This is a genomic window from Kitasatospora paranensis, assembly GCF_039544005.1.
GTDB lineage: Bacteria > Actinomycetota > Actinomycetes > Streptomycetales > Streptomycetaceae > Kitasatospora > Kitasatospora paranensis.
This window is the reverse complement of the sequence record NZ_BAABKV010000001.1, coordinates 7,000,580-7,026,897: the sequence shown is the minus strand read 5'-3', so window position 1 is coordinate 7,026,897 and position 26,318 is coordinate 7,000,580. Positions and strand designations below refer to the sequence as shown.

The 26,318-nt window shown below is 72.6% G+C and carries 24 protein-coding genes, 2 pseudogenes and 1 riboswitch; of the genes and pseudogenes, 5 read left to right on the top strand and 21 right to left on the bottom strand.

The window, feature by feature from the left end; all coding sequences use genetic code 11:
- Nucleotide 1 precedes the first annotated feature (1 nt).
- The 14 genes and pseudogenes from ABEB13_RS33405 to pyrR all read right to left on the bottom strand — a co-directional run bounded on the left by ABEB13_RS33405 (nucleotide 2) and on the right by pyrR (nucleotide 16,435).
- Nucleotides 2–2,066: pseudogene (locus ABEB13_RS33405) on the bottom strand (primosomal protein N').
- A gap of 91 nt (nucleotides 2,067–2,157) precedes the next feature.
- The gene (gene metK / locus ABEB13_RS33400; protein ID WP_100887380.1) at nucleotides 2,158–3,366 is read right to left on the bottom strand and encodes a methionine adenosyltransferase; all 1,209 of its coding nucleotides are present in this window, start codon (nucleotides 3,364–3,366) and stop codon (nucleotides 2,158–2,160) included.
- A 149-nt stretch (nucleotides 3,367–3,515) separates the two neighbouring features.
- Nucleotides 3,516–4,718, bottom strand: coding sequence for a bifunctional phosphopantothenoylcysteine decarboxylase/phosphopantothenate--cysteine ligase CoaBC (coaBC, locus tag ABEB13_RS33395; RefSeq protein WP_345708454.1), 1,203 nt, complete (start codon nucleotides 4,716–4,718; stop codon nucleotides 3,516–3,518).
- A gap of 159 nt (nucleotides 4,719–4,877) precedes the next feature.
- Complete coding sequence (gene rpoZ / locus ABEB13_RS33390) at nucleotides 4,878–5,144, bottom strand: DNA-directed RNA polymerase subunit omega (RefSeq protein ID WP_100887382.1); 267 nt, start codon at nucleotides 5,142–5,144, stop codon at nucleotides 4,878–4,880.
- A gap of 55 nt (nucleotides 5,145–5,199) precedes the next feature.
- Nucleotides 5,200–5,757: a guanylate kinase gene (gene gmk, locus ABEB13_RS33385; RefSeq protein WP_345708453.1), complete on the bottom strand. Its 558-nt coding sequence runs from the start codon at nucleotides 5,755–5,757 to the stop codon at nucleotides 5,200–5,202.
- Between the two features lie 48 nt (nucleotides 5,758–5,805).
- The gene (gene mihF / locus ABEB13_RS33380) at nucleotides 5,806–6,132 is read right to left on the bottom strand and encodes an integration host factor, actinobacterial type (RefSeq protein WP_100887384.1); all 327 of its coding nucleotides are present in this window, start codon (nucleotides 6,130–6,132) and stop codon (nucleotides 5,806–5,808) included.
- A 234-nt stretch (nucleotides 6,133–6,366) separates the two neighbouring features.
- A complete protein-coding gene (gene pyrF / locus ABEB13_RS33375) occupies nucleotides 6,367–7,206 on the bottom strand; it encodes an orotidine-5'-phosphate decarboxylase (protein ID WP_345708452.1) in 840 nt (279 codons plus the stop codon).
- A gap of 70 nt (nucleotides 7,207–7,276) precedes the next feature.
- Nucleotides 7,277–8,377: a quinone-dependent dihydroorotate dehydrogenase gene (locus tag ABEB13_RS33370; RefSeq protein ID WP_345708451.1), complete on the bottom strand. Its 1,101-nt coding sequence runs from the start codon at nucleotides 8,375–8,377 to the stop codon at nucleotides 7,277–7,279.
- A gap of 70 nt (nucleotides 8,378–8,447) precedes the next feature.
- A complete protein-coding gene (gene carB / locus ABEB13_RS33365) occupies nucleotides 8,448–11,756 on the bottom strand; it encodes a carbamoyl-phosphate synthase large subunit (protein ID WP_345708450.1) in 3,309 nt (1,102 codons plus the stop codon).
- A gap of 3 nt (nucleotides 11,757–11,759) precedes the next feature.
- Entirely contained in the window at nucleotides 11,760–12,941 is a 1,182-nt protein-coding gene (gene carA, locus ABEB13_RS33360; protein WP_345708449.1) for a glutamine-hydrolyzing carbamoyl-phosphate synthase small subunit, read from the bottom strand.
- A complete protein-coding gene (locus tag ABEB13_RS33355; protein WP_345708448.1) occupies nucleotides 12,938–13,528 on the bottom strand; it encodes a PH-like domain-containing protein in 591 nt (196 codons plus the stop codon). Before ABEB13_RS33355 ends, carA begins: the two co-directional genes overlap by 4 nt.
- Entirely contained in the window at nucleotides 13,525–14,769 is a 1,245-nt protein-coding gene (locus tag ABEB13_RS33350) for a dihydroorotase (RefSeq protein ID WP_380231097.1), read from the bottom strand. The genes ABEB13_RS33355 and ABEB13_RS33350 overlap by 4 nt, the downstream gene beginning before the upstream one ends.
- Nucleotides 14,770–14,825: 56 nt before the next feature.
- Nucleotides 14,826–15,815, bottom strand: a complete 990-nt coding sequence (locus ABEB13_RS33345) for an aspartate carbamoyltransferase catalytic subunit (RefSeq protein WP_345708447.1) — start codon at nucleotides 15,813–15,815, stop codon at nucleotides 14,826–14,828.
- 5 nt (nucleotides 15,816–15,820) lie between these two features.
- A complete protein-coding gene (pyrR, locus tag ABEB13_RS33340; protein ID WP_345708446.1) occupies nucleotides 15,821–16,435 on the bottom strand; it encodes a bifunctional pyr operon transcriptional regulator/uracil phosphoribosyltransferase PyrR in 615 nt (204 codons plus the stop codon).
- 361 nt (nucleotides 16,436–16,796) lie between these two features.
- Between pyrR and bldD the strand changes: the two genes are divergently transcribed.
- Entirely contained in the window at nucleotides 16,797–17,300 is a 504-nt protein-coding gene (gene bldD / locus ABEB13_RS33335) for a transcriptional regulator BldD (protein WP_014134541.1), read from the top strand.
- A 156-nt stretch (nucleotides 17,301–17,456) separates the two neighbouring features.
- Here the strand turns inward: bldD and ABEB13_RS33330 are convergent, their stop codons facing one another.
- The 5 genes from ABEB13_RS33330 to ABEB13_RS33310 form a co-directional block, all read right to left on the bottom strand.
- Nucleotides 17,457–18,428 (bottom strand): hypothetical protein, encoded by a 972-nt coding sequence (locus ABEB13_RS33330; protein WP_345708445.1) that lies wholly within the window; start codon nucleotides 18,426–18,428, stop codon nucleotides 17,457–17,459.
- Nucleotides 18,429–18,645: 217 nt separating this feature from the next.
- On the bottom strand, nucleotides 18,646–19,473 hold the full coding sequence (locus ABEB13_RS33325) for a thioesterase family protein (RefSeq protein WP_345708444.1): 828 nt from the start codon (nucleotides 19,471–19,473) through the stop codon (nucleotides 18,646–18,648).
- A 125-nt stretch (nucleotides 19,474–19,598) separates the two neighbouring features.
- Nucleotides 19,599–20,039 carry a transcription antitermination factor NusB gene (gene nusB, locus ABEB13_RS33320; RefSeq protein WP_100887393.1) on the bottom strand — a complete coding sequence of 147 codons (441 nt, stop codon included), beginning with the start codon at nucleotides 20,037–20,039 and terminating at the stop codon, nucleotides 19,599–19,601.
- A gap of 2 nt (nucleotides 20,040–20,041) precedes the next feature.
- Nucleotides 20,042–20,605, bottom strand: a complete 564-nt coding sequence (efp, locus tag ABEB13_RS33315; RefSeq protein ID WP_345708443.1) for an elongation factor P — start codon at nucleotides 20,603–20,605, stop codon at nucleotides 20,042–20,044.
- Nucleotides 20,606–20,672: 67 nt separating this feature from the next.
- Entirely contained in the window at nucleotides 20,673–21,779 is a 1,107-nt protein-coding gene (locus tag ABEB13_RS33310) for a M24 family metallopeptidase (RefSeq protein ID WP_345708442.1), read from the bottom strand.
- 294 nt (nucleotides 21,780–22,073) lie between these two features.
- Here ABEB13_RS33310 and rpmG point away from each other — a divergent pair, with 294 nt between their 5' ends.
- Together rpmG and ABEB13_RS33300 are read left to right on the top strand one after the other, a co-directional pair.
- On the top strand, nucleotides 22,074–22,238 hold the full coding sequence (gene rpmG, locus ABEB13_RS33305; RefSeq protein WP_345708441.1) for a 50S ribosomal protein L33: 165 nt from the start codon (nucleotides 22,074–22,076) through the stop codon (nucleotides 22,236–22,238).
- 110 nt (nucleotides 22,239–22,348) lie between these two features.
- Nucleotides 22,349–22,594, top strand: a complete 246-nt coding sequence (locus ABEB13_RS33300) for a type B 50S ribosomal protein L31 (protein WP_345708440.1) — start codon at nucleotides 22,349–22,351, stop codon at nucleotides 22,592–22,594.
- A gap of 76 nt (nucleotides 22,595–22,670) precedes the next feature.
- Here ABEB13_RS33300 and ABEB13_RS33295 read toward each other — a convergent pair.
- Nucleotides 22,671–23,245 (bottom strand): annotated as a pseudogene (locus ABEB13_RS33295) (XRE family transcriptional regulator).
- Between the two features lie 95 nt (nucleotides 23,246–23,340).
- Between ABEB13_RS33295 and ABEB13_RS33290 the strand changes: the two are divergent.
- Nucleotides 23,341–24,183: an EamA family transporter gene (locus ABEB13_RS33290; RefSeq protein WP_345708439.1), complete on the top strand. Its 843-nt coding sequence runs from the start codon at nucleotides 23,341–23,343 to the stop codon at nucleotides 24,181–24,183.
- A 224-nt stretch (nucleotides 24,184–24,407) separates the two neighbouring features.
- Here ABEB13_RS33290 and nicT read toward each other — a convergent pair whose 3' ends face one another.
- Entirely contained in the window at nucleotides 24,408–25,550 is a 1,143-nt protein-coding gene (gene nicT, locus ABEB13_RS33285; RefSeq protein ID WP_345709910.1) for a Nickel transporter NicT, read from the bottom strand.
- A gap of 32 nt (nucleotides 25,551–25,582) precedes the next feature.
- A riboswitch (cobalamin riboswitch) is annotated at nucleotides 25,583–25,800 on the bottom strand.
- Between the two features lie 83 nt (nucleotides 25,801–25,883).
- On the opposite strand from nicT, the gene ABEB13_RS33280 reads away from it, so the two are divergent.
- Nucleotides 25,884–26,246, top strand: coding sequence for an ArsR/SmtB family transcription factor (locus ABEB13_RS33280; protein WP_345708438.1), 363 nt, complete (start codon nucleotides 25,884–25,886; stop codon nucleotides 26,244–26,246).
- The last annotated feature ends 72 nt before the right edge of the window (nucleotides 26,247–26,318 follow it).

The following is a 26,318-nucleotide window of genomic DNA, read 5'->3' as shown; positions in this document are numbered from 1 at the left end:
GTCAGCCGATGTCGGTCGGATCGATCCGGATTCGGACCGGCTCGGCCGTGCGGAGCGCCAGCCGGGCGATCTGCGCGGCCTTGAGCGCGGAGGCCAGCGCCGCGCCCTGCCCGGGGGCGACCCGCAGCAGGGCCCGTTCCAGCTCCTCACCGCGGCCCCCGGGGCCGGTACCGGGCCGAGCACGTCGGCGCCCTCCGGCAGCCGGACGAGGTTGAGCAGGTCGGTCACGGCCTGCGGGGAGCCGGTCACCGAGGCCATCCTGGAGACCGGCGGGAAGCGCAACTGCTCGCGCTCGTCCAGCTCGATGCCGGCGTGGCCCGCCGGATCCCAGCGGACGAGGGCCTGCACCGGGCGGGCCGTGGGCTCGGCAACCACCACCACCGCACCGCCCGCGGACGCCGGGCGGACCAGCGCGGCCGCGGTCAGCCACCGGCGCAGGGTCTCCTCGCCGGCCCGCAGGTCGGGCCGGGTGAGCAGGGCCCAGCCGTCGAGCAGCAGGGCGGCCGCGTAGCCGCCGTCGGCGACCGGTTCGGCGCCCGGGGTGGCGATCACCAGCGCCGGGGTGCCCGGCACGTCGGCGAGCACCGCGTCCCGTCCGGAGGTGCGCACGGGCACCCGCGGGAAGGCCTTGCCGAGTTCCTCCGCGGTGCGGCGGGCGCCGACCACCTGGGCGCGCAGCCGGAACGAGCCGCACTCCTCGCAGTGCCAGTCCGGCTCGGCGGTGCCGCACCAGGAACAGGTCGGCGGGGTGTCGGCGGCCCCCGCCTCCAGCGGCCCGCCGCACGGACGGCAGCGGGCGGGCGTCCGGCAGCGGCCGCAGGAGAGCCGCGGCAGGTAGCCGCGGCGCGGCACCTGGATGAGCACCGGGCCGCGGGTGAGGGCCTCGCGGGCGGCCTCCCAGGCGACCGAGGGCAGCCGGGCAGCCTGGGCCGCGGCGTCGCGGGCCTGGTCGAGGTCGGTGACCGTGCGCACCCGCGGGGCGAGCGCGCGGACGGTCTCGCGTTCGGCCGCGAGCGGCCGCGCCCAGCCGGTGCGCAGCAGCTGGGCGGCCTCGACGGTGGTGGACAGCCCGCCGAGCAGCACCCCGGCGCCCTCCTCGGCGGCCCGGAGCAGCGCGACCTCGCGCACGTGCGGGTACGGGGCGTTCGGGTCGCTGTGGCTGCCGTCGCCGTCCGACCAGACGACCAGCAGGCCCAGGTCGCGGACGGGGGCGAAGACCGTGGCCCGGGTGCCGATCACGGCGCGGACGGAGCCGCGGCTGACGGCCAGCCAGCTCCGGTAGCGGTCCTCCGGGCCGGCCTCGGCGGCCAGTACGGCGTGCCGGCCGGGGCCGAGGAGTTCGGTGAGCGCCGCGTCGACCCGGGCCACCGCGCGGCCGTCGGGCAGCACGACCAGGGCGCCGCGGCCGCCGGCCAGGGCGGCGGCGACGGCGCGGGCGATCTCGTGCGGCCAGCCGGGGCCGGGCAGCGCCGTCCAGACCGCGCGCGGGGCGTGGCCGGAGGCCAGCGAGGCGAGGAAGGCCGGGCCCTGCGGGTAGCGGGACCAGCCGCCCGGGTCGGGTGCGGGGGCGAGGGCAGCGGGGCGGGCGAGGGCACGGCCTCGGCCCGGGCGTGCCGCGGCGGGACGGCGAGCTGCAGCACGTCGGCGAGGGTGCCCGCGTACCGGTCGGCGACGGCCCGGCAGAGCCGCAGCAGCGCGGGGGTCAGCACCGGCTCGGGCGAGACGACCCGGGCGAGCGGCGCCAGCGGGCCCGGGTAGTCGGAGGCGGCGAGCCGTTCCACGAGGAAGCCGTCGTGCAGGGCGCCGCCCTCGCGCCGACCGGAGGCGCCGACCCGGGCGCCGAACCTGACCCGCACCCGCACCCCGGGGCGGGCCTCCTCCGCCATCGCGGCAGGCACGGCGTAGTCGAAGTACTGGTCGAGGCTGAGCACGCCCTTGTCGACCAGGACCCGGGCGACCGGCAGCTCGGCGGCCAGCTCCAGGCCGCGGGCCGCCCTGGGCCTGGCCCGGCGCACCGTCTCCCGGATGAAGGCCAGCTGCTCGCCGGCCCCGTCTGCGCTGCTCATCGCTCCAGTCGTATCAGAAGGGTCCGACATCGCCGCAGGCGGCGGCCACCCGTGGGGGTGACCGCCGCCTGCGGTTGCGGGACGGGGCCGGTCAGGCGCTGACGGCCTTCTTCAGCTCCTCGACGCGGTCGGTGCGCTCCCAGGTGAAGTCCGGCAGCTCGCGGCCGAAGTGGCCGTAGGCGGCGGTCTGGGCGTAGATCGGCCGGAGCAGGTCCAGGTCGCGGATGATCGCGGCCGGACGCAGGTCGAAGACGTCGGTGACGGCCTTCTGGATGGTGAGGACCGGGACGGTCTCGGTGCCGAAGGTCTCCACGAACAGGCCGACCGGCTCGGCCTTGCCGATGGCGTAGGCGACCTGGACCTCGGCGCGGCGGGCGAGGCCCGCGGCGACGATGTTCTTGGCGACCCAGCGCATGGCGTAGGCGGCCGAGCGGTCGACCTTGGACGGGTCCTTGCCGGAGAACGCGCCGCCGCCGTGGCGGGCGTAGCCGCCGTAGGTGTCGATGATGATCTTGCGGCCGGTCAGGCCGGCGTCACCCATCGGGCCGCCGATCTCGAAGCGGCCGGTCGGGTTCACCAGCAGGCGGTAGCCCTCGGTGACCAGCTTGATGCCCTCGTCGGCGAGCGCCTTCAGCTCGGGCTCCACGACGAACTCGCGGATGTCCGGGGTGAGCAGCGACTCCAGGTCGATGTCGCTCGCGTGCTGCGAGGAGACGACGACGGTGTCGAGACGGACGGCCTTGTCGCCGTCGTACTCGATGGTGACCTGGGTCTTGCCGTCGGGGCGCAGGTAGGGGATCGTCCCGTTCTTGCGGACCTCGGACAGGCGGCGCGAGAGGCGGTGCGCGAGGGTGATCGGCAGCGGCATCAGCTCGGGGGTGTCGTCGCAGGCGTAGCCGAACATCAGGCCCTGGTCGCCGGCGCCCTGGCGGTCGAGCTCGTCGTCCTCGCCCTCGACGCGGTGCTCGTGCGCGGTGTCGACGCCCTGGGCGATGTCGGGCGACTGCGCGCCGATCGACACCGAGACGCCGCAGGAGGCGCCGTCGAAGCCCTTCTTGGAGCTGTCGTAGCCGATCTCGAGGATCTTCTCCCGGACGAGCTGCGCGATCGGGGCGTACGCCTTGGTCGTGACCTCACCGGCGATGTGCACCAGGCCGGTGGTGATCAGCGTCTCGACGGCGACGCGCGAGGTCGGGTCCTCCTTGAGGAGGGCGTCCAGGATGGTGTCGCTGATCTGGTCAGCGATCTTGTCGGGGTGTCCCTCGGTGACTGACTCCGAGGTGAACAGGCGGCGAGACACAGCGCTCCCTGGGGTTGCAGCGGCTGCTGACTGAACGCCCCGGGGATCCGGGGCGTCCGGAAAGACTTGATGTCTGGAGTGTAACCGTCGGCTATCGGGGAGCGGCACTCCCGGGTATGGCAGTCGTGTGACGGATCTCCCCCGACGGCTCACCCCAGCCGGGCTGCGACCTCGTCCCAGACCGCGTCCGCGAGGACGTCCTTCGGGCCGTGCGCCACGACGGTCTCGCCGCCGTCCGCGGCCATGATCGTCGCCGCGTTGGTGTCCCGGCCGAAGGCCTTGCCGTCGCCGACCTCGTTCACCACGAGCAGGTCGCAGCCCTTGCGGGCGAGCTTGGCCCGGCCGTTGGCGAGCACGTCGTCCGTCTCGGCGGCGAAGCCGACCACCAGCTGGCCCGCGAAGGCCCGCTCGGCGGAGAGCTCGGCGAGGATGTCGGGGTTGCGGACGAGGACGACCGGGGCCGGTTCGGCCCCGTCCACCTTCTTGATCTTGCCGGTGGCGTACTCGGCGGGACGGAAGTCGGCGACGGCCGCGGCCATCACCACTGCATCGGCGTCCGCGACGGCCTTCCGGGCGGCCTCGCGCAGCTCCAGCGCGGTGGAGACCCGCACCACGTCCACCCCGGCCGGGTCTGGCAGCTCGACGTTGGCGGCCAGCAGGGTGACCCGGGCGCCGCGGGCGGCGGCGGTCGCGGCCAGCGCCCAGCCCTGCTTCCCGGAGGAGCGGTTGCCGAGGAAGCGGACGGGGTCGAGCGGCTCGCGGGTGCCGCCGGCGGAGACCACCACGTGGCGTCCGGCCAGGTCCTGGCCGCCCGCGCCGCGGGCCAGCACCCGGCGGCAGGCCTCGAAGATCTCCGCGGGGTCGGGCAGCCGGCCCTTGCCGGTGTCGGTGCCCGTGAGGCGGCCGGTCGCCGGCTCCAGGACGACGGCGCCGCGCCGGCGCAGGGTGGCGACGTTCTCCCGGGTGGCCGGGTGCTCCCACATCTCGGTGTGCATCGCGGGTGCGAACACCACCGGGCACCGTGCGGTGAGCAGGGTGTTGGTGAGCAGGTCGTCCGCCAGGCCGTGGGCGGCCTTGGCCATCAGGTCGGCGGTCGCCGGCGCGACCACCACCAGGTCCGCCTGCTGGCCGATCCGCACGTGCGGCACCTCGTGCACGTTCGCCCAGGTCTCGGTGGCCGCGGGCCGGTGCGAGAGGGCGGCCCAGGTGGCCTCGCCGACGAAGTGCAGCGCCGCCTCGGTCGGCACCACGGTGACCTCGTGGCCGGACTCGGTGAGCCGGCGCAGCAGCTCGCAGGCCTTGTACGCGGCGATGCCGCCGCTGACGCCGAGGACCACGCGCGGTGCGTTCATCGTGCTTCCGTCTCTCCTGGGTGGGTTCGCCCTCACCCTACGGCGCATCAGACGGCCGGTGCACCATGACCCGGAGCACAGTGCCGGGCACGGCGAAGGGCCCGCCGGAACGTGTCCGGCGGGCCCTTCGACGTCCGGCCGCGCGAGCGGCCGGGAGGCTCAGACGGCCTCGACAGCCTCGGCGGTGAGCATGCCCGCGTTGATCTCGCGGAGCGCGATCGACAGCGGCTTCTCGTGCACGTGGGTGTCGACCAGGGGGCCGACGTACTCCAGCAGGCCCTCACCGAGCTGCGAGTAGTACGCGTTGATCTGGCGGGCGCGCTTGGCCGCGTAGATCACCAGGCTGTACTTGGAGTCGGTGGCCTCGAGCAGCTCGTCGATCGGCGGGTTGATGATGCCCTCGGGAGCGGTCATCGAAGAGGACACGCGGGAACCTTCCGAAGTGGACTTCTCTGTCGACCGGCTCGGAGAGCCGATCGGGTCAGACTACACCGAGCAAGGTTAGCAGTTCGGCTGCTACCTGCTCGACGGAGGTGTTGACAAGGGTCGTGTCGAACTCCGCCTCGGCCGCCAGCTCGACCTTAGCGGCGTCGAGCCGCTGGTCGATCACGTGCTGCGGCTCGGTGCCCCGGCCGGTCAGCCGGCGGACCAGCTCGTCCCAGCTCGGCGGCGCCAGGAAGACCAGCTGAGCCTCGGGCATCGACTCCCGCACCTGGCGGGCACCCTGCAGGTCGATCTCCAGCAGGACGGGCTCACCCCGGTCGAGCCGCTCCTGGACGGCGGTGCGGGGCGTGCCGTAGCGGTTGCCGGCGAAGACCGCCCACTCCAGCAGCTCGCCGTTGGCGACCAGCTTGTCGAACTGGTCGCTGTCGACGAAGTGGTACTGGACCCCGTCCTTCTCGCCCGGCCTCGGGTGGCGGGTCGTCGCCGACACCGAGAGCCAGACCTCGGGGTGCATCTTCCTCATATGAGCGACGACCGTGCTCTTGCCGACCCCCGAAGGGCCGGAGAGCACGGTCAGCCGCGGACGCTCACTCATGCACCGATTATCCCGGATCGCGGACGTTCCGGGGACCAGGGCCCGGGGTCAGGAGGCGGCGGAGCCGAACTCCCGCTCCAGCGAGGCGATCTGGTTCGTCCCGAGGCCGCGCACGCGGCGGCTCTCGGAGATGCCGAGGCGCTCCATGATCTGCTTGGCCCGCACCTTGCCGACGCCGGGGAGGCTCTCCAGCAGTGCAGAAACCTTCATCTTGCCGATGACCTCGTCGTCGGCCTTGCCGGCCTTGATCACGTCGTGCAGCGAGGCACCGGAGTGCTTGAGCTTGTTCTTCACGTCGGCACGCTTCCGCCGAGCTTCGGCGGCCTTGGCGAGCGCAGCGGCGCGCTGTTCGGGGGTAAGGGGCGGAAGAGCCACGCCGTTCACCTCAGGTGTGAATGGAAGGGATGAGCTATGACTGGTGGTGCCCGGCCCGCCGGAGAGCATGCCCTGACCTGCAGAAGCGACGGAATCCGCCGCCCTCCGGTGACCTACCGCCGGACACTACCCAACTTAGGCCGCCACGTCAGGAAAAGAACACGAAAAGTCCTGGTCAGCCGGGGCAGACACAGGACTTTTCCGGGCAAACCGGTCGCGCTCCGCGCCGATCCGTCAGCCCTTTGTGATGCCGCTCACATCATCGACGAACCGCTGGGCCACGTCGCGGAGCGCCGGCACGGACGGCCCGTGCTTCAGCACGTCCCGGCTGACGCTCGGCACCACGTTGCGGACCGAGTCGCCGAAGACCCGCGGCAGGTCGGCGGCGGTGGCGCCCTGGGCGCCCACCCCGGGCGCCAGCAGCGGCCCGTTGATGGCGAGATCGGCACCGGCCTCGGCGAGGGTCGCACCGACCACCGCGCCGAAGGATCCGAGCGGCTCCGCGCCCGCGTTCTCCGCCGCGAGCCGGCGCAGCACCCCCTGCGCAACGCTCTCCCCGTCGGCAGCCACGGCGCGCTGCACCTCGGCACCCTCCGGGTTGGAGGTGAGCGCCAGCGCGAACAGGCCGCAGCCGTTCGCCCGGGCCAGGTCCACCGCGGGCTGCAGCGAGCCGAAGCCGAGGTACGGGCTGACCGTGAGCGCGTCCGAGAACAGCGGGCTGCCGGGCACCAGGAAGGCCTGCGCGTACGCCGCCATGGTGGAGCCGATGTCGCCGCGCTTGGCGTCCATCACGACGAGCGCACCGGCCGCCCGCGCCTCGGCGACGCAGTCCTCCAGGACGGCGATGCCGCGCGAGCCGAACCGCTCGAAGAAGGCCGCCTGCGGCTTGAGCACCGCGACCCGGTCGGCGAGCGCCTCGACCACGGTGCGGGAGAAGGTCTCCAGGCCGGCGACGTCGTCGCCGAGCCCCCAGGCGGCCAGCAGCGAGGCGTGCGGGTCGATGCCGACGCACAGCTGTCCGCGGGTGTCGAGCGCCTGCCGCAGCCGGGCGCCGAACGGAGCGAGGGTGGTCATGAACGGGTCCTCTCGTAGAAGGTCGGGCCACCGGGGCGGCCCGTGGGCTCCGCGGGGCGCCCCGGGGCCGTCAGGAGGCCTTGGCGGTGCCCACGGCGTCGGCGACGGTGCGGTGCCCGGCGGCACGCACCCGGGCCGCCAGGCCCCGGTGCAGGCGGCGCATCCAGAACGGGCCCTCGTAGATGAAGGCGCTGTAGCCCTGCACCAGGTCGGCCCCGTGGAGGATCCGCTGCCAGGCGTCCTCGGCGGTCTCGATGCCGCCGACCGAGACGATGACCAGCCGGCCCTCGGTGCGGGCGCGCAGGCGCTGCAGGACCTCCAGGGAGCGGGCCTTGAGCGGCGCGCCGGACAGCCCGCCCGCGCCGATCTCCTCCACCCGTCCGGCCGACGTGCGCAGGCCCTCGCGGCCGATCGTGGTGTTGGTGGCGATGATGCCGTCCAGGCCGAGGGTGAGCGCCATGTCGGCGATCTCGTCGATGTCCTCGTCGGCCAGGTCGGGGGCGATCTTGACGAGCAGCGGCACGTGGTGCGAGGTGACCTCGTCGGCGGCCTTGCGGACGTCCCACAGCAGCGGGCCCAGGATCGTCACGGCCTGCAGGTTGCGCAGCCCGGGGGTGTTCGGCGAGCTGACGTTCACCACCAGGTAGTCGGCGTGCGGGGCGAGCCGGCGGGTGGACTTCAGGTAGTCCTCGGTGGCGTCCGCCTCCTCCACCAGCTTGGTCTTGCCGATGTTGACGCCGACCACCGGCGTGGAGCTGGTGCGCACCCGCTGGGCCAGCCGGGCGGCGACCCGGGCGGAGCCCTGGTTGTTGAAGCCCATCCGGTTGATCAGGGCCCGGTCCTCCACCAGCCGGAACAGCCGCGGCGCCGGGTTGCCCGGCTGCGGCTCACCGGTGACGGTGCCGATCTCGACGAAGTCGAAGCCGAGCATCGAGAGTCCGTCGATGCCGATGCCGTTCTTGTCGAAGCCCGCGCCGAGGCCGAACGGGCCCGGCAGGTCGAGCCCGAGGGCGGTGGTGCGCAGCGCCGGGTCGCGCGGGGCGAGCACCAGCCGCACCAGCTGCCGCAGGCCGGGGACGGACGCCGCCAGCCGGATCCAGAAGAAGGCGAGGTGGTGGGCCTTCTCCGGGTCCATCTTCTTGAACACGAGGTCGAACAGGAGCTTGTACACGGCGGGGGTGGGCCTTCCTGCGCATAACGGTGGGGGGCACCAGGATTCCGGTGCCCCCCACTGGATCGGACTACTTGCGGCCGGAGTTGATCAGCGCCGCGTGCTCCTGGAGCGACATCACGCCGACCTCGCCGCGCAGCAGCGCGTCGATGCCCTGGACCGCGGCGCCCATCGCCTGGACGGTGGTCAGGCACGGCACGCCGCGCGAGACGGCCGCGGTGCGGATCTCGTACCCGTCGAGGCGGCCGCCGGTGCCGTACGGGGTGTTGATGATCAGGTCGACCCCGCCCTCGTGGATCAGCTGGACGATGGTCTTCTCGCCCGCCGGGCCCTCACCCTCGCTGTGCTTGCGCACCACGGTGGCGGGGATGCCGCCGCGCTGCAGCACCTCGGCGGTGCCGGTGGTGGCGAGCAGTTCGAAGCCGAGCTCGACCAGCGCGCGGGCCGGGAAGACCAGGTTGCGCTTGTCGCGGTTGGCGACCGACACGAAGACCTTGCCCTTGGTGGGCAGGGCGCCGTACGCGCCGGACTGCGACTTGGCGTACGCCGTGCCGAAGACCCGGTCGATGCCCATGACCTCGCCGGTGGAGCGCATCTCCGGGCCGAGCACGGTGTCGACGCCGCGGCCGTGCACGTCGCGGAAGCGCGACCACGGCATCACGGCCTCCTTGACCGAGATCGGCGCGTCGGCCGGCAGCGTGCCGCCGTCGCCCTCGGCGGGCAGCAGGCCCTCGGTGCGCAGCTCGGCGATGGTGGCGCCGAGCGAGATCCGGGCGGCGGCCTTGGCCAGCGGCACGGCCGTCGCCTTGGAGGTGAACGGCACCGTCCGGGAGGCGCGCGGGTTGGCCTCCAGCACGTAGAGGATGTCGCCGGCCATGGCGAACTGGATGTTGATCAGGCCGCGGACGCCGACGCCCTTGGCGATCGCCTCGGTGGAGGTGCGCAGCCGCTTGATGTCCCAGCCGCCGAGGGTGATCGGGGGCAGGGCGCAGGCCGAGTCGCCGGAGTGGATGCCGGCCTCCTCGATGTGCTCCATGACGCCGCCGAGGTACAGCTCGGTGCCGTCGTAGAGCGCGTCGACGTCGATCTCCACCGCGTCGTCGAGGAAGCGGTCGATGAGCACCGGGTGCTCGGAGATCAGGCCGGCGTGCCGCTCCAGGTAGGAGGCGAGCGAGGCCTCGTCGTAGACGATCTCCATGCCGCGGCCGCCCAGCACGTACGAGGGGCGGGCGAGCACCGGGTAGCCGATCTCGTCGGCGATGGCCTTGGCCTCGTCGAAGGAGAAGGCGGTGCCGTGCTTGGGGGCGGGCAGGCCGGCGTCGCGCAGCACGCGGCCGAAGGCGCCGCGCTCCTCGGCGAGGTCGATGGCCTCGGGCTGGGTGCCGACGATCGGCACGCCGTTGTCCTTGAGCGCCTGGGCCAGGCCCAGCGGGGTCTGGCCGCCGAGCTGGACGATGACGCCCGCGAGCGGGCCGGCCTGCTGCTCGGCGTGGACGATCTCCAGCACGTCCTCCAGGGTGAGCGGCTCGAAGTAGAGCCGGTCGGAGGTGTCGTAGTCGGTGGAGACGGTCTCCGGGTTGCAGTTGACCATCACGGTCTCGTACCCGGCGTCGGCGAGCGCGAAGGAGGCGTGCACGCAGGAGTAGTCGAACTCGATGCCCTGGCCGATCCGGTTGGGGCCGGAGCCGAGGATGATCACGGCGGGCTTGGTGCGGCTCGCGACCTCGGTCTCCTCGTCGTAGGACGAGTAGAAGTACGGGGTCTTCGCGGCGAACTCGGCGGCGCAGGTGTCGACGGTCTTGAAGACCGGCCGGATGCCGAGCGCGTGCCGGACCTCGCGGACGACGTCCGCCTTCAGGCCGCGGATCTCGCCGATCTGCTGGTCGGAGAAGCCGTGCCGCTTGGCGTGGCGCAGCACCTCCGGGTCGAGCTTCTCGGCCTCGGCGACCTCGGCGGCGATCTCGTCGAGCAGGAAGAGCTGGTCGACGAACCACGGGTCGATCTTCGTGGCCTCGAACACCTCCTCCGGCGTCGCGCCGGCCCGGATCGCGTCCATGACGGTGTTGATCCGGCCGTCGGTGGGGACGACCGCCTTCTCCAGCAGCGCGGCCTTGTCACCGGGCTCGCCGACCCAGCTGAACTGGGAGCCCTTCTTCTCCAGCGAGCGCAGCGCCTTCTGCAGCGCCTCGGTGAAGTTGCGGCCCATGGCCATGGCCTCGCCGACCGACTTCATGGTCGTGGTGAGGCTGGCGTCCGCCGAGGGGAACTTCTCGAACGCGAACCGCGGCACCTTGACGACGACGTAGTCGAGGGTCGGCTCGAAGGAGGCCGGGGTCTGCTCGGTGATGTCGTTGGGGATCTCGTCCAGCGTGTAGCCGACGGCCAGCTTCGCGGCGATCTTGGCGATCGGGAAGCCGGTGGCCTTGGAGGCGAGCGCCGAGGAGCGGGAGACGCGCGGGTTCATCTCGATGACGATGACCCGGCCGTCCTCGGGGTTGACCGCGAACTGGATGTTGCAGCCGCCGGTGTCGACGCCGACCTCGCGGATCACGGCGATGCCGATGTCGCGCAGGATCTGGTACTCGCGGTCGGTCAGCGTCATCGCCGGGGCGACGGTGATCGAGTCGCCGGTGTGCACGCCCATCGGGTCGAAGTTCTCGATGGAGCAGACCACCACGACGTTGTCGTGCTTGTCGCGCATCAGCTCCAGCTCGTACTCCTTCCAGCCGAGGATGGACTCCTCCAGGAGCACCTCGGTGGTCGGCGAGAGGGCCAGGCCCTGGCCGGCGATGCGGCGCAGGTCGTCCTCGTTGTGGGCGAAGCCGGAGCCGGCGCCGCCCATGGTGAAGGACGGGCGGACGACGACCGGGTAGCCGCCGAGGGTGTCGACGCCGGCGATGACGTCGTCCATCGAGTGGCAGATCACCGAGCGGGCGGACTCGCCGTACCCGATCTTGGCGTGGACGGCCTCGACGACGCCCTTGAAGAGGTCGCGGTCCTCGCCCTTGTTGATCGCCTCGACGTCGGCGCCGATCAGCTCGACGTTGTACTTCTCCAGCGTGCCGGCCTGGTGCAGCGAGATCGCGGTGTTCAGCGCGGTCTGGCCGCCCAGGGTGGGCAGCAGGGCGTCGGGGCGCTCCTTGGCGATGATCTTCTCGACGAACTCCGGGGTGATCGGCTCGACGTAGGTGGCGTCGGCGATCTCCGGGTCGGTCATGATCGTGGCCGGGTTGGAGTTCACCAGGATCACCCGCAGGCCCTCGGACTTGAGGACGCGGCAGGCCTGGGTGCCGGAGTAGTCGAACTCCGCCGCCTGGCCGATGACGATCGGGCCGGAGCCGATCACCAGGACGGACTTGATGTCAGTGCGCTTCGGCACGGGTCAGCTCCCTGCGGTGGCGGTGGTGCGGGCCGGGGCACCGGCCATCAGGTCAACGAAGCGGTCGAAGAGGTACGCGGCGTCGTGCGGGCCGGCCGCCGCCTCCGGGTGGTACTGCACCGAGAAGGCGGGGGTGTCCAGGCACTGGAGGCCCTCGACCACGTCGTCGTTCAGGCAGACGTGGGAGACCTCGACCCGGCCGTACGGGGTGTCGCTCACCGTGTCGAGCGGCGCGTTCACGGCGAAGCCGTGGTTGTGCGCGGTCACCTCGACCTTGCCGGTGGTGCGGTCCTGCACCGGCTGGTTGATGCCGCGGTGGCCGTACTTGAGCTTGTAGGTGCCGAAGCCCAGCGCGCGGCCGAGGATCTGGTTGCCGAAGCAGATGCCGAAGAACGGCGTCCGGCGCTCCAGGACGCCCTGCGCGACGGCGACCTGGTGGTCGGCGGTGGCCGGGTCGCCCGGGCCGTTGGAGAAGAACACGCCGTCCGGGTTCACGGCGTAGACGTCCTCGACGGTGGCGTTGGCCGGCAGCACGTGCACCTCGATGCCGCGCTCGGCCATCCGCTGCGGGGTCATCGCCTTGATGCCGAGGTCGAGCGCCGCGACGGTGAACCGCTTCTCACCGATCGCCGGCACCACGTACGTCTCGGTGGTGGCGACCTCGGCGCACAGGTCGGCGCCCTTCATCTCGGGCGCCTGCTGCACCTTCGCCAGCAGCGCCGCCCGGTCGGCGACCGCCGGGCCGGAGAAGATGCCGACCCGCATCGCACCGCGCTCGCGCAGGTGCCGGGTCAGCGCCCGGGTGTCGATGCCGCTGATGCCGACGACGCCCTGCGCGGCCAGCTCCTCGTCCAGCGAGCGGCGCGAGCGCCAGTTGGAGGCGACCCGGGCGGGGTCGCGGACGACGTAGCCGGCGACCCAGATCTGCTTGGACTCGTCGTCCTCGTCGTTCCAGCCGGTGTTGCCGATCTGCGGGGCCGTCATGACGACCACCTGGCGGTGGTACGACGGGTCGGTCAGCGTCTCCTGGTAGCCGGACATGCCGGTGTTGAAGACCGCCTCGCCGAAGGTCTCGCCGACGGCGCCGTAGGCCTGGCCGTCGAACGTCCGGCCGTCCTCCAGGACGAGCACGGCGGGCACTCGCTCCCGCCTGGTGCGAGGCGTGGTGGGGGCAGGTGCGGTCATGGGGCGGCCTCTTCCGTCTTCTTCGTCTTCGTACGTGTCACAAGAGCCTCGACCGCCTCGACCCAGGCGGCGTGCTCGTCGGGGTGGTCGGCCCGGAACCCGGAGTCCAGGGCGGTGCCCTGCAGGTCCCAGGTGACGACCAGCAGCCCGGAGGGGACGACCTTGCCGGCGATCCCCGAGTCGCGCCGGGCGCCGAGCAGCGCCCCGGCCGGGATCCACACGTCCGCGTCACCGGGCCGGCGGACCAGCAGGCCCCGCTCGGTGAGGGACAGCTCGGCCAGGCTTCGGGTGCCGAGGCCGTGGGCCACGACCCGGTCCAGCCAGTTCCCCGCGGTGGTGGAGCCGTGGTACCGGCCGTTCGTCGCCAGCAGCGGGGTGCCGGGGTCGGCGGGCACCTCGGGCAGCTGCGGGAGGTCCGACTGGAGCGTGCGGCGCCAGTTCCAGCCCTGCCGCATCAGCCAGTAGACGAGCCCGATCAGGATCAGCAGGCCGACGATCCAGCCGATGTGGCCCGGCCAGTCGGTGACCTTCGCCTTCTCGGTGGCGAGCCGGGCCGCGGCGAGCGGCCCGGTGGCGAGCGCGGTCACGCGAGCCCGTCCCGGTCGGCGAGCTCCCCGGCGAGGACCGTGGCACGGCCGCGCAGGAACGTCGCGTGGACGCGTCCGGGCAGGTCCAGGCCCCGGTAGGGGGTGTTGCGGCTGCGGGTGGCGAAGCTGTCGGGATCCACGGCACCACGGTACGCGGGATCGAAGAGCACCAGGTTCGCAGGCTCACCCACCGAGATCGGGCGACCCTGTCCGGTGAGACGGCCGATCCGGGCCGGACGGTGCGACATGCGGTCCGCGACGCCCTCCCAGTTCAGCAGGCCGGTGTCGACCATGGTCTGCTGCACGACCGACAGCGCGGTCTCCAGGCCGACCATGCCCATCGCGGCGACGGCCCACTCGCAGTCCTTGTCCTCCGCGGGGTGCGGGGCGTGGTCGGTGGCGACGGCGTCGATGGTGCCGTCGGCCAGCGCCTCGCGCAGCGCCTGCACGTCGGCGGCGGTGCGCAGCGGCGGGTTGACCTTGTAGACCGGGTCGTAGCTGCGGACCAGCTCGTCGGTGAGCAGCAGGTGGTGCGGGGTGACCTCGGCCGTGACGTTCCAGCCCTTGGCCTTGGCCCAGCGGACGATCTCGACCGAGCCGGCGGTGGACAGGTGGCAGACGTGCAGCCGGGAGCCGACGTGCGCGGCGAGCAGCACGTCACGGGCGATGATCGCCTCCTCGGCGACGGCGGGCCAGCCGCCCAGGCCGAGCTCGCCGGAGACCTGGCCCTCGTTCATCTGCGCGCCCTCGGTGAGGCGCGGCTCCTGGGCGTGCTGGGCGACGACACCGTCGAAGGCCTTCACGTACTCCAGGGCGCGGCGCATGATCACCGCGTCGTCGACGCACTTGCCGTCGTCGGAGAAGACCCGGACCCCGGCGGCGGAGTCGTGCATGGCGCCGAGCTCGGCGAGCTTCTTGCCCTCCAGGCCGACGGTGACGGCGCCGACCGGCTGCACGTCGCAGTAGCCGGACTCCTGGCCCAGGCGCCAGACCTGCTCGACCACGCCGGCGGTGTCCGCCACCGGGAAGGTGTTGGCCATCGCGTGGACGGCGGTGTAGCCGCCCTTGGCGGCGGCCTGGGTGCCGGTCAGCACCGTCTCGGCGTCCTCGCGGCCGGGCTCGCGCAGGTGGGTGTGCAGGTCGACCAGGCCGGGCAGCGCGATCAGGCCGTGCGCGTCGATGTCGACGTCGGCCTCGACGGTCAGCGCGTCGCCGATCTCCCGGACGACGCCGTCGGCGATGTGGATGTCCTTGGGGGCGCCGCCGAGGATCTGGGCGTTGCGGATCAGGTAGCTCGTCACTGGGCGGCCTCGCTGGAGTCGGTGCGGGAGGAGTCGGCGGCGCCGTCGGCGAAGACGGCGCCCCCGAGCAGGAGGTAGAGGACGGCCATCCGGACGGAGACGCCGTTGGCGACCTGCTCGACCGCGGTGCAGCGCGGCGAGTCGGCGACCTCGGCGGTGATCTCCATGCCGCGGACCATCGGGCCGGGGTGCATCACGATGGCGTGCTCGGGCAGCTGCGCCATCCGGATGCCGTCCATGCCGTAGCGGCGGGAGTACTCGCGCTCGGTGGGGAAGAAGGCCGCGTTCATCCGCTCGCGCTGGACGCGGAGCATCATCAGGGCGTCGGTCTTCGGCAGCACCGCGTCGAGGTCGTACGAGACCTGGCAGGGCCAGTTCTCGATGCCGATCGGCAGCAGCGTCGGCGGGGCGACGAAGGTGACCTCGGCGCCGAGCGTGGTCAGCAGGTGCACGTTGGAGCGGGCGACCCGGCTGTGCAGGACGTCGCCGACGATGGCCACCCGGCGGCCGGCGAGGTCCTTGCCGCTGCCCGGGTTGAGGTGGCGGCGCATGGTGAAGGCGTCGAGCAGGGCCTGGGTGGGGTGCTCGTGGGTGCCGTCGCCGGCGTTGATGACGCTGCCGTGCAGCCAGTCGGACTGGGCGAGCCGGGCCGGCGCGCCGGAGGCGTGGTGCCGGATGACGACCGCGTCCGCGCCCATGGCCTGCAGGGTGAGCGCGGTGTCCTTGAGGCTCTCGCCCTTGGAGACCGAGGAGCCCTTCGCGGAGAAGTTGATGACGTCGGCGGAGAGCCGCTTCTCGGCGACCTCGAACGAGGTCTTGGTGCGGGTGGAGTCCTCGAAGAAGAGGTTGACCACGGTGCGGCCGCGCAGGGTCGGCAGCTTCTTGACCGCCCGCCCGGAGACCCGGGCGAGCTCCTCGGCGGTGTCGAGGATGAGCAGGGCGTCGTCGCGGCCCAGGTCGGCGGTGGAGACGAGGTGGCGCATCACGCGGGTCACTCCGGGAGGTGCTGGTCGGCGGCGAGCGCCTGGGACGAACGGGCGGAGTAGTCGCGGTCGCCGACCAGGACGGCGTCGCGCCCGTCGCTGTCGGCGAGCTGGACCTGGACCGCCTCGCGCAGCGAGGTCGGCAGGTTCTTGCCCACGTAGTCGGCGCGGATGGGCAGCTCGCGGTGGCCGCGGTCGACCAGGACGGCGAGCTGGACGGCGCGCGGGCGGCCGATGTCGCTGAGGGCGTCCAGCGCGGCACGGATCGTCCGGCCGGAGAAGAGCACGTCGTCGACGAGGATGACCAGCCGGCCGTCGATGCCGTCGGCCGGGATCTCGGTGTGCTCCAGCGCGCGGGCGGGCTTCAGCCGCAGGTCGTCCCGGTACATCGTGATGTCCAGGGTGCCGAGCGGGATGTCGCGGCCGGTGATCTGGGTGAGCCGGGCGTGCAGCCGGCGGGCCAGGTGGACGCCGCGGGTGTGGATGCCGAGCAGGACGACGTCCTCCGCGCCCTTGGCGCGTTCCACGATCTCGTGGGCGATCCGGGTGACGACCCGGGCGATGTCGGTGGCGTCCAGCACCTGGTGCGGCGGACGCGGGGTGGCGTTCGTGTCTGCGGTCATGCCGAAGCGGACCTCCTTCCCCGCCTCACGGGACGGGTCTTAAAGGATGTCTGGGATGGGCGCCCGGCGCACCGGGAGCGCCCCCATGCTACCAGTGCGATCACCGGCCCCCGGGGAAGGCGTCACTCCGTTTCGCGTCACCGCAGCTCAATCCCGCTGCCCCGGTCCGGTTCACGGCCAGGCCGCACGCTATTCGCACGACTGCCCCATTCGGCTTGACGCGACTACCTCACTCTACGTAACCTCACAGTGAGTTACGGGACCGGCGCCGTACCCACCGGTTCAGACGCCGGTCCGAGTCGGCACCCGCGCGCTCGTGACTCGTTCACCGCACGCGAAGCAATCCTGTCCGGGGAGATCAATGTCCAGCGACTACGCGAAGCAGCTCGGGGCGAAGCTCCGGGCCATCCGCACTCAGCAGGGTCTCTCCCTGCACGGCGTCGAAGAGAAGTCCCAGGGTCGCTGGAAGGCCGTCGTGGTCGGCTCCTACGAGCGCGGCGACCGTGCGGTGACCGTGCAGCGACTGGCCGAGCTGGCCGAGTTCTACGGCGTGCCCGTCCAGGAGCTCCTTCCCGGCGGCACCCCGGGCGGCGCGGCCGAGCCGCCGCCGCGCCTGGTCCTCGACCTGGAGAGACTCACCCAGGTGCCGTCCGAGAAGGCCGGCCCGCTGCAGCGCTACGCGGCCACCATCCAGAGCCAGCGCGGCGACTACAACGGCAAGGTGCTCTCCATCCGCCAGGACGACCTCCGCACGCTGGCCGTGATCTACGACCAGTCGCCGTCGATCCTCACCGAGCAGCTCATCAGCTGGGGCGTGCTCAACCCGGACGCGCGCCGCGCGGTGCGCGAGGAGGACGCGGGCTGATCCCGGTCCGCCCTGCGGAGCCCAGCAGAAACGTCACGGCGGGGCGTGCGGCGACGGCCGCGCGCCCCGCCGTCGCCGTCGCCGTCACACCGCTCGTGCCGCTCAGCGCGCTCGGGGCGGTCGGGGCGGTCGGGGCGGTCGGGGCGGTCGGGGCGGTCAGCACACCGTGCCCAGGCTGAACCCCGGCTCGGCGGCCACGTCGTCCAGCCGGACGGCGGCCGGCACGTAGCCCTGCCCCTCGCTCTGCCAGGCCCACGCCACCTGCCGGTACTCGCCGCACGCCGCCGCCGAACCCTGCGAGCCGTGCAGCAGCGCGGCCCCCGGGAGCTCGCGGTAGAGCCCCGCGCAGAGCACCGCGCAGACCAGGTCGAGATCCTCGTCGTTGATCCGCACCACACCGTCCTCCCAGTGCAGGATCCGCGCCTCGGCCTCCAGCCGCCCGCCCGGCGCCTCCACCGCGCAGACGAACCGGTACGCGCCGCAGCCCGCCCCCACCAGCATCCGCCGGAACACCTCGGCGCCCTGCTGGTGGGCCCGGCGGACGGCCTGCGCGAGCTCCTCGTCGGCGCCGGCCGGCCCGCCGTCCAGCAGCAGGTCGATGTGGCGCAGCGTCAGACCGTTGTCCCGGGCCCGCACCAGACGCGGGATGAAGTCGCCGGACAGCTCCTCAGCCTGGTAGGGCAGCAGTTGGGTCTGCAGCGGCGGGTTGACCAGGTACCGGTCACGGGCGGCGGGCTCGGCCGGGTCGAGGCGGTGCAGCAGGCAGAAGTCGGCGAAGTCGTCCGGGTGGAACATCCGGGCCTGCACGGTGCCGTAGGTGCGGCGGGCCTCGGCCAGCAGGACCGCGGTGTCCAGCAGATAGCTGTCCCAGTCGGCGGCGTCGGTGAGGTGCCAGCCGCGGGCGCGGTCGAAGTCCTCGGAGCTGGTCAGGATGCCCGTGACGAAGGCCTCCTCGCTGCGCGGCCGGGCGGCGGCGGGGTGCGCGGTACAGCGGGAGGGCCGGGGGTGCGGCTGTTGCGGGGCATCGTGGGCTCCTGCGGGGGCGGGGGCTGGGGCGGGTGCTGCGCTCGGGCGGCGGGCGGCGGGTGCCGCTGGCCCTGTTCCTCCCCGCCTCCGGCGCCCGCACACGCACCCGGTGTCACAGCCTTGTAACCGAGCGTCAGCGGGAGTGGGCGGGCGGAGCGGCCGTTCGCCCGTGCCGCCCCTTTCGCCCTCTTTGCCGCGCCCGCCCGGCATGCCCCTGCGGGCGCGGGCGTCGGCGCGGTGCCACGGCGGACCCGGGCGTCGGCGCGGTACCTCTGGGGGCGCGGGCGTGGTGCCCCACGGGCAGGGGGTCAGCTCGGCGCTACTGCGGGCGCGGGGCGCGGGCGAGCTGACGGGACTGGGCGACGAGGCGGCCGGCCTCGTCCCAGACCTCGCAGTCCTCCTCGAAGTAGCCGCCGGCCAGGTTGCGCGTCGCGTGGGAGACCCGCAGCCAGCCCGGAACGGGCCGGGCCCGCAGGTGGACGGTCAGCTCGACGGTGGGCGCCCAGCCCGGCATGCCGAGGTCGAAGGTGACCGGCGGGAGGGCATCGGCGACCATCAGGAGGAGGAGCGGGTCGGGCTGGCGACCGTCCGCGAGTCTGAACCATCCCTGGATCCGGCCGCTCTTCGACGGCGTGCCGAGCGCCCAGCCGACGGTCGCCGGGTCGAGCCGCAGGTCGAAGCGCTCCAACAGGGCGGCCTGCTCGATGAACTGCGGGGGCGCGTGCTCGACACCGATGCACTGCTCCGGCGGCGGCATCAGCGGCGGCTGGGCGCTGGTCGCCACCTCGCCGTCGAGGGCGTCCAGGTCGCCGTAGGTGGCGAGGACGCGCAGCCGCTCCTCACCGTCCTGGCTGAGCGAGGCGGTGCCGGTGGTCAGCGTGCGGCCGCGGCGGACGGTCTCGGTGCGGACGGTCGCCGGACCGGGCCGGGAGGCGGAGAGGTAGTAGCCGCTGATCGAGAACGGGTCGCGGTGCCCGTCGCCCGCCAGCGAGAGGGCGTGCCCGGCCACCGCCATCAGCAGGCCGCCGTTGATGCCGCCGCCGATCTGCCAGCCGTCACCGAGTTCGGCCTCGTACCGGCCGGGCTCCTCGGCGTGCGGGGTGAGGGCGATGCCCCGGTCGAACTCGCTCAGTGTCGCGGTGGTCATGGGTGGTACGCCCTTCGCCTCTGATCAGTTCAGACATTACTGGCCAGTAGCCTACGCTCCGATGGCGGACGTGCGAAGGCCGCCGGACCGAGTGGTCCGACGGCCTTTCACGGGGGCGGTGCGGCTCAGGCGCGACGGATCGTCGGCTTGAGCTCCATGAACCGCGCGAGCAGGCCGTTGACGAAGGCCGGCGACTCGTCGGTCGAGTACTCCTTGGCGATCTCCACGGCCTCGTCCAGGACGACCGCGTCCGGGACGCCGTCCTCCCAGATCAGCTCGTAGGCACCGATCCGCACGACGTTGCGGTCCGCGACCGGCATCCGGTCCAGGGTCCAGCCGACCGCGTACGACGAGATCAACTCGTCGATCTTACGGGCGTGCTGGGCATACCCCTCGATCAGCTGCATGGTGTACTCGCCGACCTGCGGGGTGGTCTCGCCCGGCTTCGCCTCCCGCGCCCGGCCCACCCACTCGGCGAGCACGCGCTGCGGGTCGACCCCGCGATGGTCGGCCTCGAAGAGGATCTGGAAGGCCCTGGTGCGAGCCTTGGTGCGCGCGTTCGACACGATTACTTGACCCGGCCGAGGTAGCTGCCGTCGCGGGTGTCGACCTTGACCTTCTCACCGGTGGTGACGAAGAGCGGGACCTGGATCTCGGCACCGGTCTCCAGGGTCGCCGGCTTGGTGCCGCCGGTCGAGCGGTCGCCCTGCAGGCCCGGCTCGGTCTCGGCGATGACGAGCTCGACCGCGGCGGGCAGCTCGACGTACAGCGGGGCGCCGTCGTTCTGCGCCACCAGGGCCTCGAAGCCCTCCAGCAGGTACTTGGCGGCGTCACCGACGACCGCGGAGCTGACCGGGACCTGGTCGTAGGTGTCCATGTCCATGAACACGAAGGCGTCGCCGTCACGGTACGAGTACTGCATCGTCCGCTTGTCGACGTTGGCCGTCTCGACCTTGACGCCGGCGTTGAAGGTCTTCTCGACGACCTTGCCGGTCAGGACCTCCTTGAGCTTGGTACGCACGAACGCCGGGCCCTTGCCGGGCTTCACGTGCTGGAACTCGACGACGGACCACAGCTTGCCGCCGTCCAGCTTGAGGACCATGCCGTTCTTGAGATCGTTCGTGGAAGCCACGGGCGCACTAACTCCTGATATAGCTGTCAAGGAACCAAGGGATCGCGTCCTGCGCCCACCTGGGCGGTCACAGGGCGAGGAGCTCCTTGGTGGTGATGGTGAGCAGCTCGGGCCCGCCCTCCTCAAGGGGACGCACCACGAGCGTGTCCTCGATCCGGACCCCGCCACGCCCCGGGATATGGACCCCCGGACCGACGGTGACCGGCACGCGACTGTCCAGTTTACCCATGTCGGCGGGGCCCAGGCGCGGCGCCTCCCGGATCTCGAGTCCGATTCCGTGTCCGACCGGGTGCGCCGGGTTCTCCGTGTGGCCGGCCGCCTGCAGCACCTCGCGGGCCGCGAGGTCCGGCACGGACTCAGAAATACCGGGCCCGAGGGCCTCCCGACCCGCGCGCTGGGCACGGAACACCAGCCGGTGCAGATCCACCTGCCAGGGCGCCGGGGCGGCGCCGATGACGAAGGTCCGCGCCGTGGACACCCCGTACCCGCGGTAGCGGGCACCGAGCACCACGGTGAGGAAGTCGCCCTCCTCCACGCGCCGGTCGGTGGGCTGGTGGGACTCCAGGCCGGAGTGGCTGCCGGTGCCGACCGAGACGGGGAAGGCCGCCCGGTCGGCGCCGTGGTCGATCATCCGGCGCTCCAGTTCCATGGCGAGATGGCGCTCGGTGCGGCCGACCAGGATCGACTCCAGCAGCTCGCTCAGCGCCTGATCGGCGATCTCGGCGGCGATCCGCAGGTCGGCGATCTCGTGCTCGTCCTTGACGACCCGCATCCGCTCGACGGCGGCGCCGAGGTCGGCCAAGCGGACACCTTCGGCGACCCGGCGGACCTCCCGGTGCCGGCTGACGGTGACGTCATGCTCCTCAAGGGCGAGATCGGACACCCGGAGCCGACTGGCCGCCTCGGCGGCGGCCAAGGCCGTGTCCGTCTCGGTGGGTACCGCCAACTGGGCGATGTCCGGGCCCAGCAGGTGCTGGCCCGAATCGTCGGGCGGCAGGTCGTCGGGGAGCGCCAGCAGCGCCCGCTCCCGGGTGAGCAGCAGGGTGGCCCCACAGGGCGGGCACCCGGTGAGATAGCGGACGTTGGCGGCGCGGGTGACGAGCGCCGCATCGGCGCCGGCCGCGCTGCAGTGCTCCCTGAGCCGCTCCCGCCGGACCGCGTACGCATCGGACATGAAACGAGCGTACGAAGCGGGCCCGGCCGCCGCCCGTCGAGCCGCGCCCGACGGCGTCCCGTCCGATGGCGTTCCGCTGGTGGGGTCCCGTTCGGTGGGGTCGCGTCCGGTGGGGTCGCGTCCGGTGGGGTCGCGTCGAGTCGCGTCCCGTCCGGTGGAGTCCGCCCGGCCGGAAGCAGGGCGGCGGAGGGAGACCGCGGGCGCGGGAATGGACGGCGAGGGGGGCGCGTTACACCGGGCGAACATGATTACCGTTTCGGATTGGCGGTCGGAACCCGCCCGAAGGAGGAGCCCATGGCCCGCAACGAGCTGCGCCCGATCGTCCGGCTCAGGTCGACGGCCGGCACCGGGACGAGCTACGTGACCCGCAAGAGCCGCCGCAACGACCCCGACCGGATGGTGCTGCGGAAGTACGACCCGGTTGCGCGGCAGCACGTGGTGTTCCGCGAGGAGCGCTGACCGACCCGAGAGCGGCGCCGCACGGCACCGGCCGGGCCGACATCGGCACCGGCACCGCACCGGCACTGGCACTGGCACTGGCACTGGCACTGGCACTGAAGGGAATCACCATGAAGCACGGCATCCACCCCGCCTACCGCCCGGTCGTGTTCCGCGACCGCACCGGCGACCTCGCGTTCCTGACCCGCTCGACCAGGACCTCCGACTCAACCGTCGAGTGGACCGACGGCCGCAGCTACCCGGTGATCGACGTGGAGACCTCGTCCGCGAGCCACCCCGTCTACACCGGGCGGTCGCGGATCCTCGACACCGCGGGCCGGGTCGAGCAGTACCGCCGCCGCTACGGGCTCGGCTGAACCGCCGACGGAGCGACCGCCGCAGGCGCCCTCCCCATCGCGGGGAGGGCGCCTGCGGCATGAGGAGATTACGGGCTCACCGGGGCGGCAGCGGAACGGAGACCACGAGGGTGAGCCGCACCGGGACATCGCCGTCGTTGCGGTAGCCGTGCGCCCAGCCGGCCTCGTACGACGCCGTGGATCCGGCCGGGACGACGTGATCGCGGCCATCGAGGGTCAGGACGAGCTCCCCTGTTCGACCCGCGCGATCTCGACCGTCCCCGCCGGGTGCGGGTCCGAGGTGTGGCCCTCCCCCGGCATGATCAACCACTCCCAGAGCTCCAAGGGGCCGGGCGCCTCGATGCCGTTGAGCAGGACCCCGGAACCGCCGGAGGACCCGGCCCACAGCTGCACGGCCTGGTCGTCGGTGACGATCCGCACCTCCGACGTCTCGTCGTAGTCGAGCAGCCGGGCGATCGAGACCCCGAGCGCGTCGGCGATCCGGACGACGGTGCCGACGCTCGGATTGGTGCGCCCCTGTTCGATCTGCACGATCATGCCGCGGCTCACCCCGGAGCGGGCGGCCAGCGCGTCGAGGGTGTACCCGCGCTCGTTGCGCAGCCGCTTGAGGTTGCGGGCGAGGGCCTGGGTGATGAGGTCGAGATCAGGCACGTCAGTCCAAAATATTGAGTCGGAAAGTTCACTTCACTGTTCTAAGCTGCGACCGAACGATGAGTCCATCCGACAGTACTTCGGAGTCCACTGTGGTGTCCCAGCTCCTCGCACTCTCCGCCAGCCTGCTGTGGGGGATGGCCGACTTCGGGGGCGGCTCGCTCACCCGGCGGCTGCCCGCACAGACCGTCGTGGTGGTCTCCCAGGGCTCGGCGGCCGCCGTCCTGCTGGCGGCCGTACTCGCCACCGGCGCGGTGCGGGACGCCTCGCCTGCGCTCTGGTACGCCGTGGCAGCGGGAATCATCGGCCCCTTCGCGATCCTCGCCTTCTACCGGGCGCTGGCACTGGGACCGATGGGCGTGGTCTCACCGCTGGCCACGGTCGGGGTCGCCGTCCCGGTCGGGGTCGGCCTGGCGGTCGGCGAGCGCCCCGGGCTCGGACAGGTCGCGGGTATCGCCGTCGCGGTGCTCGGTGTGGCCCTGGCCGGCGGGCCGCAGAGCGGCGGGGCCGCGATCGGGGTCCGGGTACTGGCCCTGACCCTCGCGGCGGCTCTCGGCTTCGGTGCGGTCATGGCGCTCATCGCCCATGCCTCGACCGATGGCGGCCTGTTGCTGGTTCTCTGCGTCCAGAGGCTCTGCAACGTCGCCGTCGGCATGGGCATCCTGCTCGCCGGCCGCGGCTGCCGCACCGAACCGGGAGCCATCCGCCCCAGCCTGCCCGCGCTGACCGCCGTCGGACTCGCGGACGTCGGCGCCAACGCCACCTTCGCCCTTGCCTCGCACGGCGGCGCGCCCGCCGTGGCCGCCGTGCTCGCCTCGTTGTACCCCGTGGTGACCGCACTGATGGCTCGCGGTCTGCTCAAGGAACGCCTGCGCCGCGTCCAGGTCGCGGGCGCCGGACTGGCCGTCCTCGGAACCGTGCTGCTGGCGGCGGCGTAGCGCGGGCACGGGTGCGGGCACGTGCCTATGCCCGCCCGTGCACGCGCGCACCCATGCCCGTGACCATGGCTGTGCACCGCAGGACGGCGCCGCCGGGATGCGGGGCCCTGCGGGGTGCGGGGCGGCGTGGGGCAACGGGCCGGTGCGGGGGTGCGGGCCCAGCAGCGTGACGGGGCGCAGCGGTGTGACGGGCGCAGCGGGTCATGGGGCACCGGAGGTGAGGTTCATCCGTCCGACCTCGACGCCCAGCGCTGCTCGACCCGGGCGATCCGCCAGTAGCCGATCGCCGCCGCCCAGACGACCACGAAGAGGCCGACAATCACGAACCCGACGTTGTCCAGGCTCAATCCGGCCACCCAACCGCTCACCGGATCGGTCAGACCCAGCTTGTCGTGGAACACCGCCACCAGTTCGATGGTGCCGATGACAAAGGCCACCGCGATCGACAGCCCGGTGATGGTCAGGTTGTAGAAGACCTTCCGCACCGGGTTGGAGAACGCCCACTGGTAGGCGAAGTTCATGAACGTGCCGTCCAGCGTGTCGAACAGGCTCATGCCGGCCGCGAACAGCAACGGCAGGCAGACGATGCCGTACCACGGGAGGCCGGCCGCCGCGCCCGAACCCGCCATCACCATCAGGGTGACCTCGGTCGCCGTATCGAACCCCAGCCCCAGCACCATCCCGACCGGGAACATCTGGCCGGGCCTGGAGATCGACCGGGTGGCCCGCCCGAGGATGCGGTTCATCAGGCCGCGCGAGTTGAGCTGAGCCTCCAACTCCGTTTCGTCGAAACGGCCCTGCCGCATCGCACGGAACACCCGCAGGATGCCGGTCAGCGCCACCAGATTGAGCGCGGCGATGAGGTAGAGGAAGGCGCCGGAGGCGGTGGTCCCGATCGCACCGAGCACCTGGTGGATCGTGGAGTCCTCGTCCATCAGCACACCCGCGAGCCTGGCGCCGCCCGCCACCAGGGCCGCCATCAGCACCACCATCGAGGAATGCCCGAGCGCGAACCAGAAGCCCACCGAGACCGGCCGCCGGCCGTCCGCCATCAGTTTGCGGGTGGTGTTGTCGATCACCGCGATGTGGTCGGCGTCAAAGGCATGCCGCATACCGAGCGTGTAGGCGGTGATGCCGAGGCCGGCCCCGAACACCTGGTTCCCCACGGTGTAGTGGTGTGGCGCCACCAGCAGGAACAGCGTTCCGAACGCCACCACATGAAGGGCAAGAATCACCGCCATCAGTCCGGCGGTACGCAGAGTGTCCTCGCGACCCCACCGATAGGCGGCCGCGGGCGCAACGGCGGACACCGGTGCGCCTGCGGCCCCGGCAGGCGGCGGGGTCGAACCAGTCACGGGCAGGGTCATCTGCGGATCACGCTTCAGCACCTCGTGGAATGACGTCGTGAGATGCCGCGGCCGGTCTCCTGGCTGACGGGTTCCCCTCCCGGCCGTCCGGCCCGGAACGAACTCCGTAACCGGCCTTCCCGGACGGCTGCGCGTCCAGTGGCACCGATGGCTACGGATGACCCCGATCACAGTGGCGAGGGCCGCTCCGGATTCGGGACCACGAGGTCCACCACCGGTCTTCCCGAGCACCACGGCCCGCCCACCGTAGGCCTGACGCCATGACAGCTGCAAGCCTGCAGACCTGCGCAGGTGTTGAAGATCACGGCCCGAGCACCTGCGAGAATCGCCCGCATGCACCTCGTCCCCGCCGACCGCGCCGGCCACCGCACCATCGACGGCCATCGGGTCTGCGAAGCGATCGCCGCCATCGGCGACGCCGCGCATGTACGTGTGTGGGCCGAGCGGTTCGCCCTTCTCGCCGACCCCGGGCGGCTCTCGCTGCTGCTCGCGCTCCACGAAACCGGCCCACTCGCGGTGAGCGACCTTGCGGTGGCAACCGGAATACGCGACCCCGCCGTTTCCCAGGCCCTGCGGCTGCTCCGCGCCGCAGGAGTCGTCACCGGCGAGCGGGACGGCCGGGTGGTCCGCTACCGGCTGACCGACCCGGCCATCGCCGAACTCCTCGCGCACGGGGTCCTCGGGCGGCAGGACTGACGGGGTGTCGGGGGATGCTGGCCCCTACTCCCGCCCCTCCCGATCACCACCATTTCATGGCGCGCCAGCCCG

Bases quoted from the DNA above. Each gene is read 5' to 3' on its own strand.
- ABEB13_RS33300 (WP_345708440.1), top strand. From the start codon at position 22,349: ATGAAGCACGGCATCCACCCCGCCTACCGCCCGGTCGTGTTCCGCGAC.
- coaBC (WP_345708454.1), bottom strand. From the start codon at position 4,718: ATGAACGCACCGCGCGTGGTCCTCGGCGTCAGCGGCGGCATCGCCGCG.
- nicT (WP_345709910.1), bottom strand. From the start codon at position 25,550: ATGACCCTGCCCGTGACTGGTTCGACCCCGCCGCCTGCCGGGGCCGCA.
- ABEB13_RS33325 (WP_345708444.1), bottom strand. From the start codon at position 19,473: ATGACCACCGCGACACTGAGCGAGTTCGACCGGGGCATCGCCCTCACC.
- pyrR (WP_345708446.1), bottom strand. From the start codon at position 16,435: ATGACCGCAGACACGAACGCCACCCCGCGTCCGCCGCACCAGGTGCTG.
- bldD (WP_014134541.1), top strand. From the start codon at position 16,797: ATGTCCAGCGACTACGCGAAGCAGCTCGGGGCGAAGCTCCGGGCCATC.
- pyrF (WP_345708452.1), bottom strand. From the start codon at position 7,206: ATGACCACCCTCGCTCCGTTCGGCGCCCGGCTGCGGCAGGCGCTCGAC.
- rpmG (WP_345708441.1), top strand. From the start codon at position 22,074: ATGGCCCGCAACGAGCTGCGCCCGATCGTCCGGCTCAGGTCGACGGCC.
- ABEB13_RS33280 (WP_345708438.1), top strand. From the start codon at position 25,884: ATGCACCTCGTCCCCGCCGACCGCGCCGGCCACCGCACCATCGACGGC.
- carA (WP_345708449.1), bottom strand. From the start codon at position 12,941: ATGACCGCACCTGCCCCCACCACGCCTCGCACCAGGCGGGAGCGAGTG.
- ABEB13_RS33310 (WP_345708442.1), bottom strand. From the start codon at position 21,779: ATGTCCGATGCGTACGCGGTCCGGCGGGAGCGGCTCAGGGAGCACTGC.
- gmk (WP_345708453.1), bottom strand. From the start codon at position 5,757: ATGAGTGAGCGTCCGCGGCTGACCGTGCTCTCCGGCCCTTCGGGGGTC.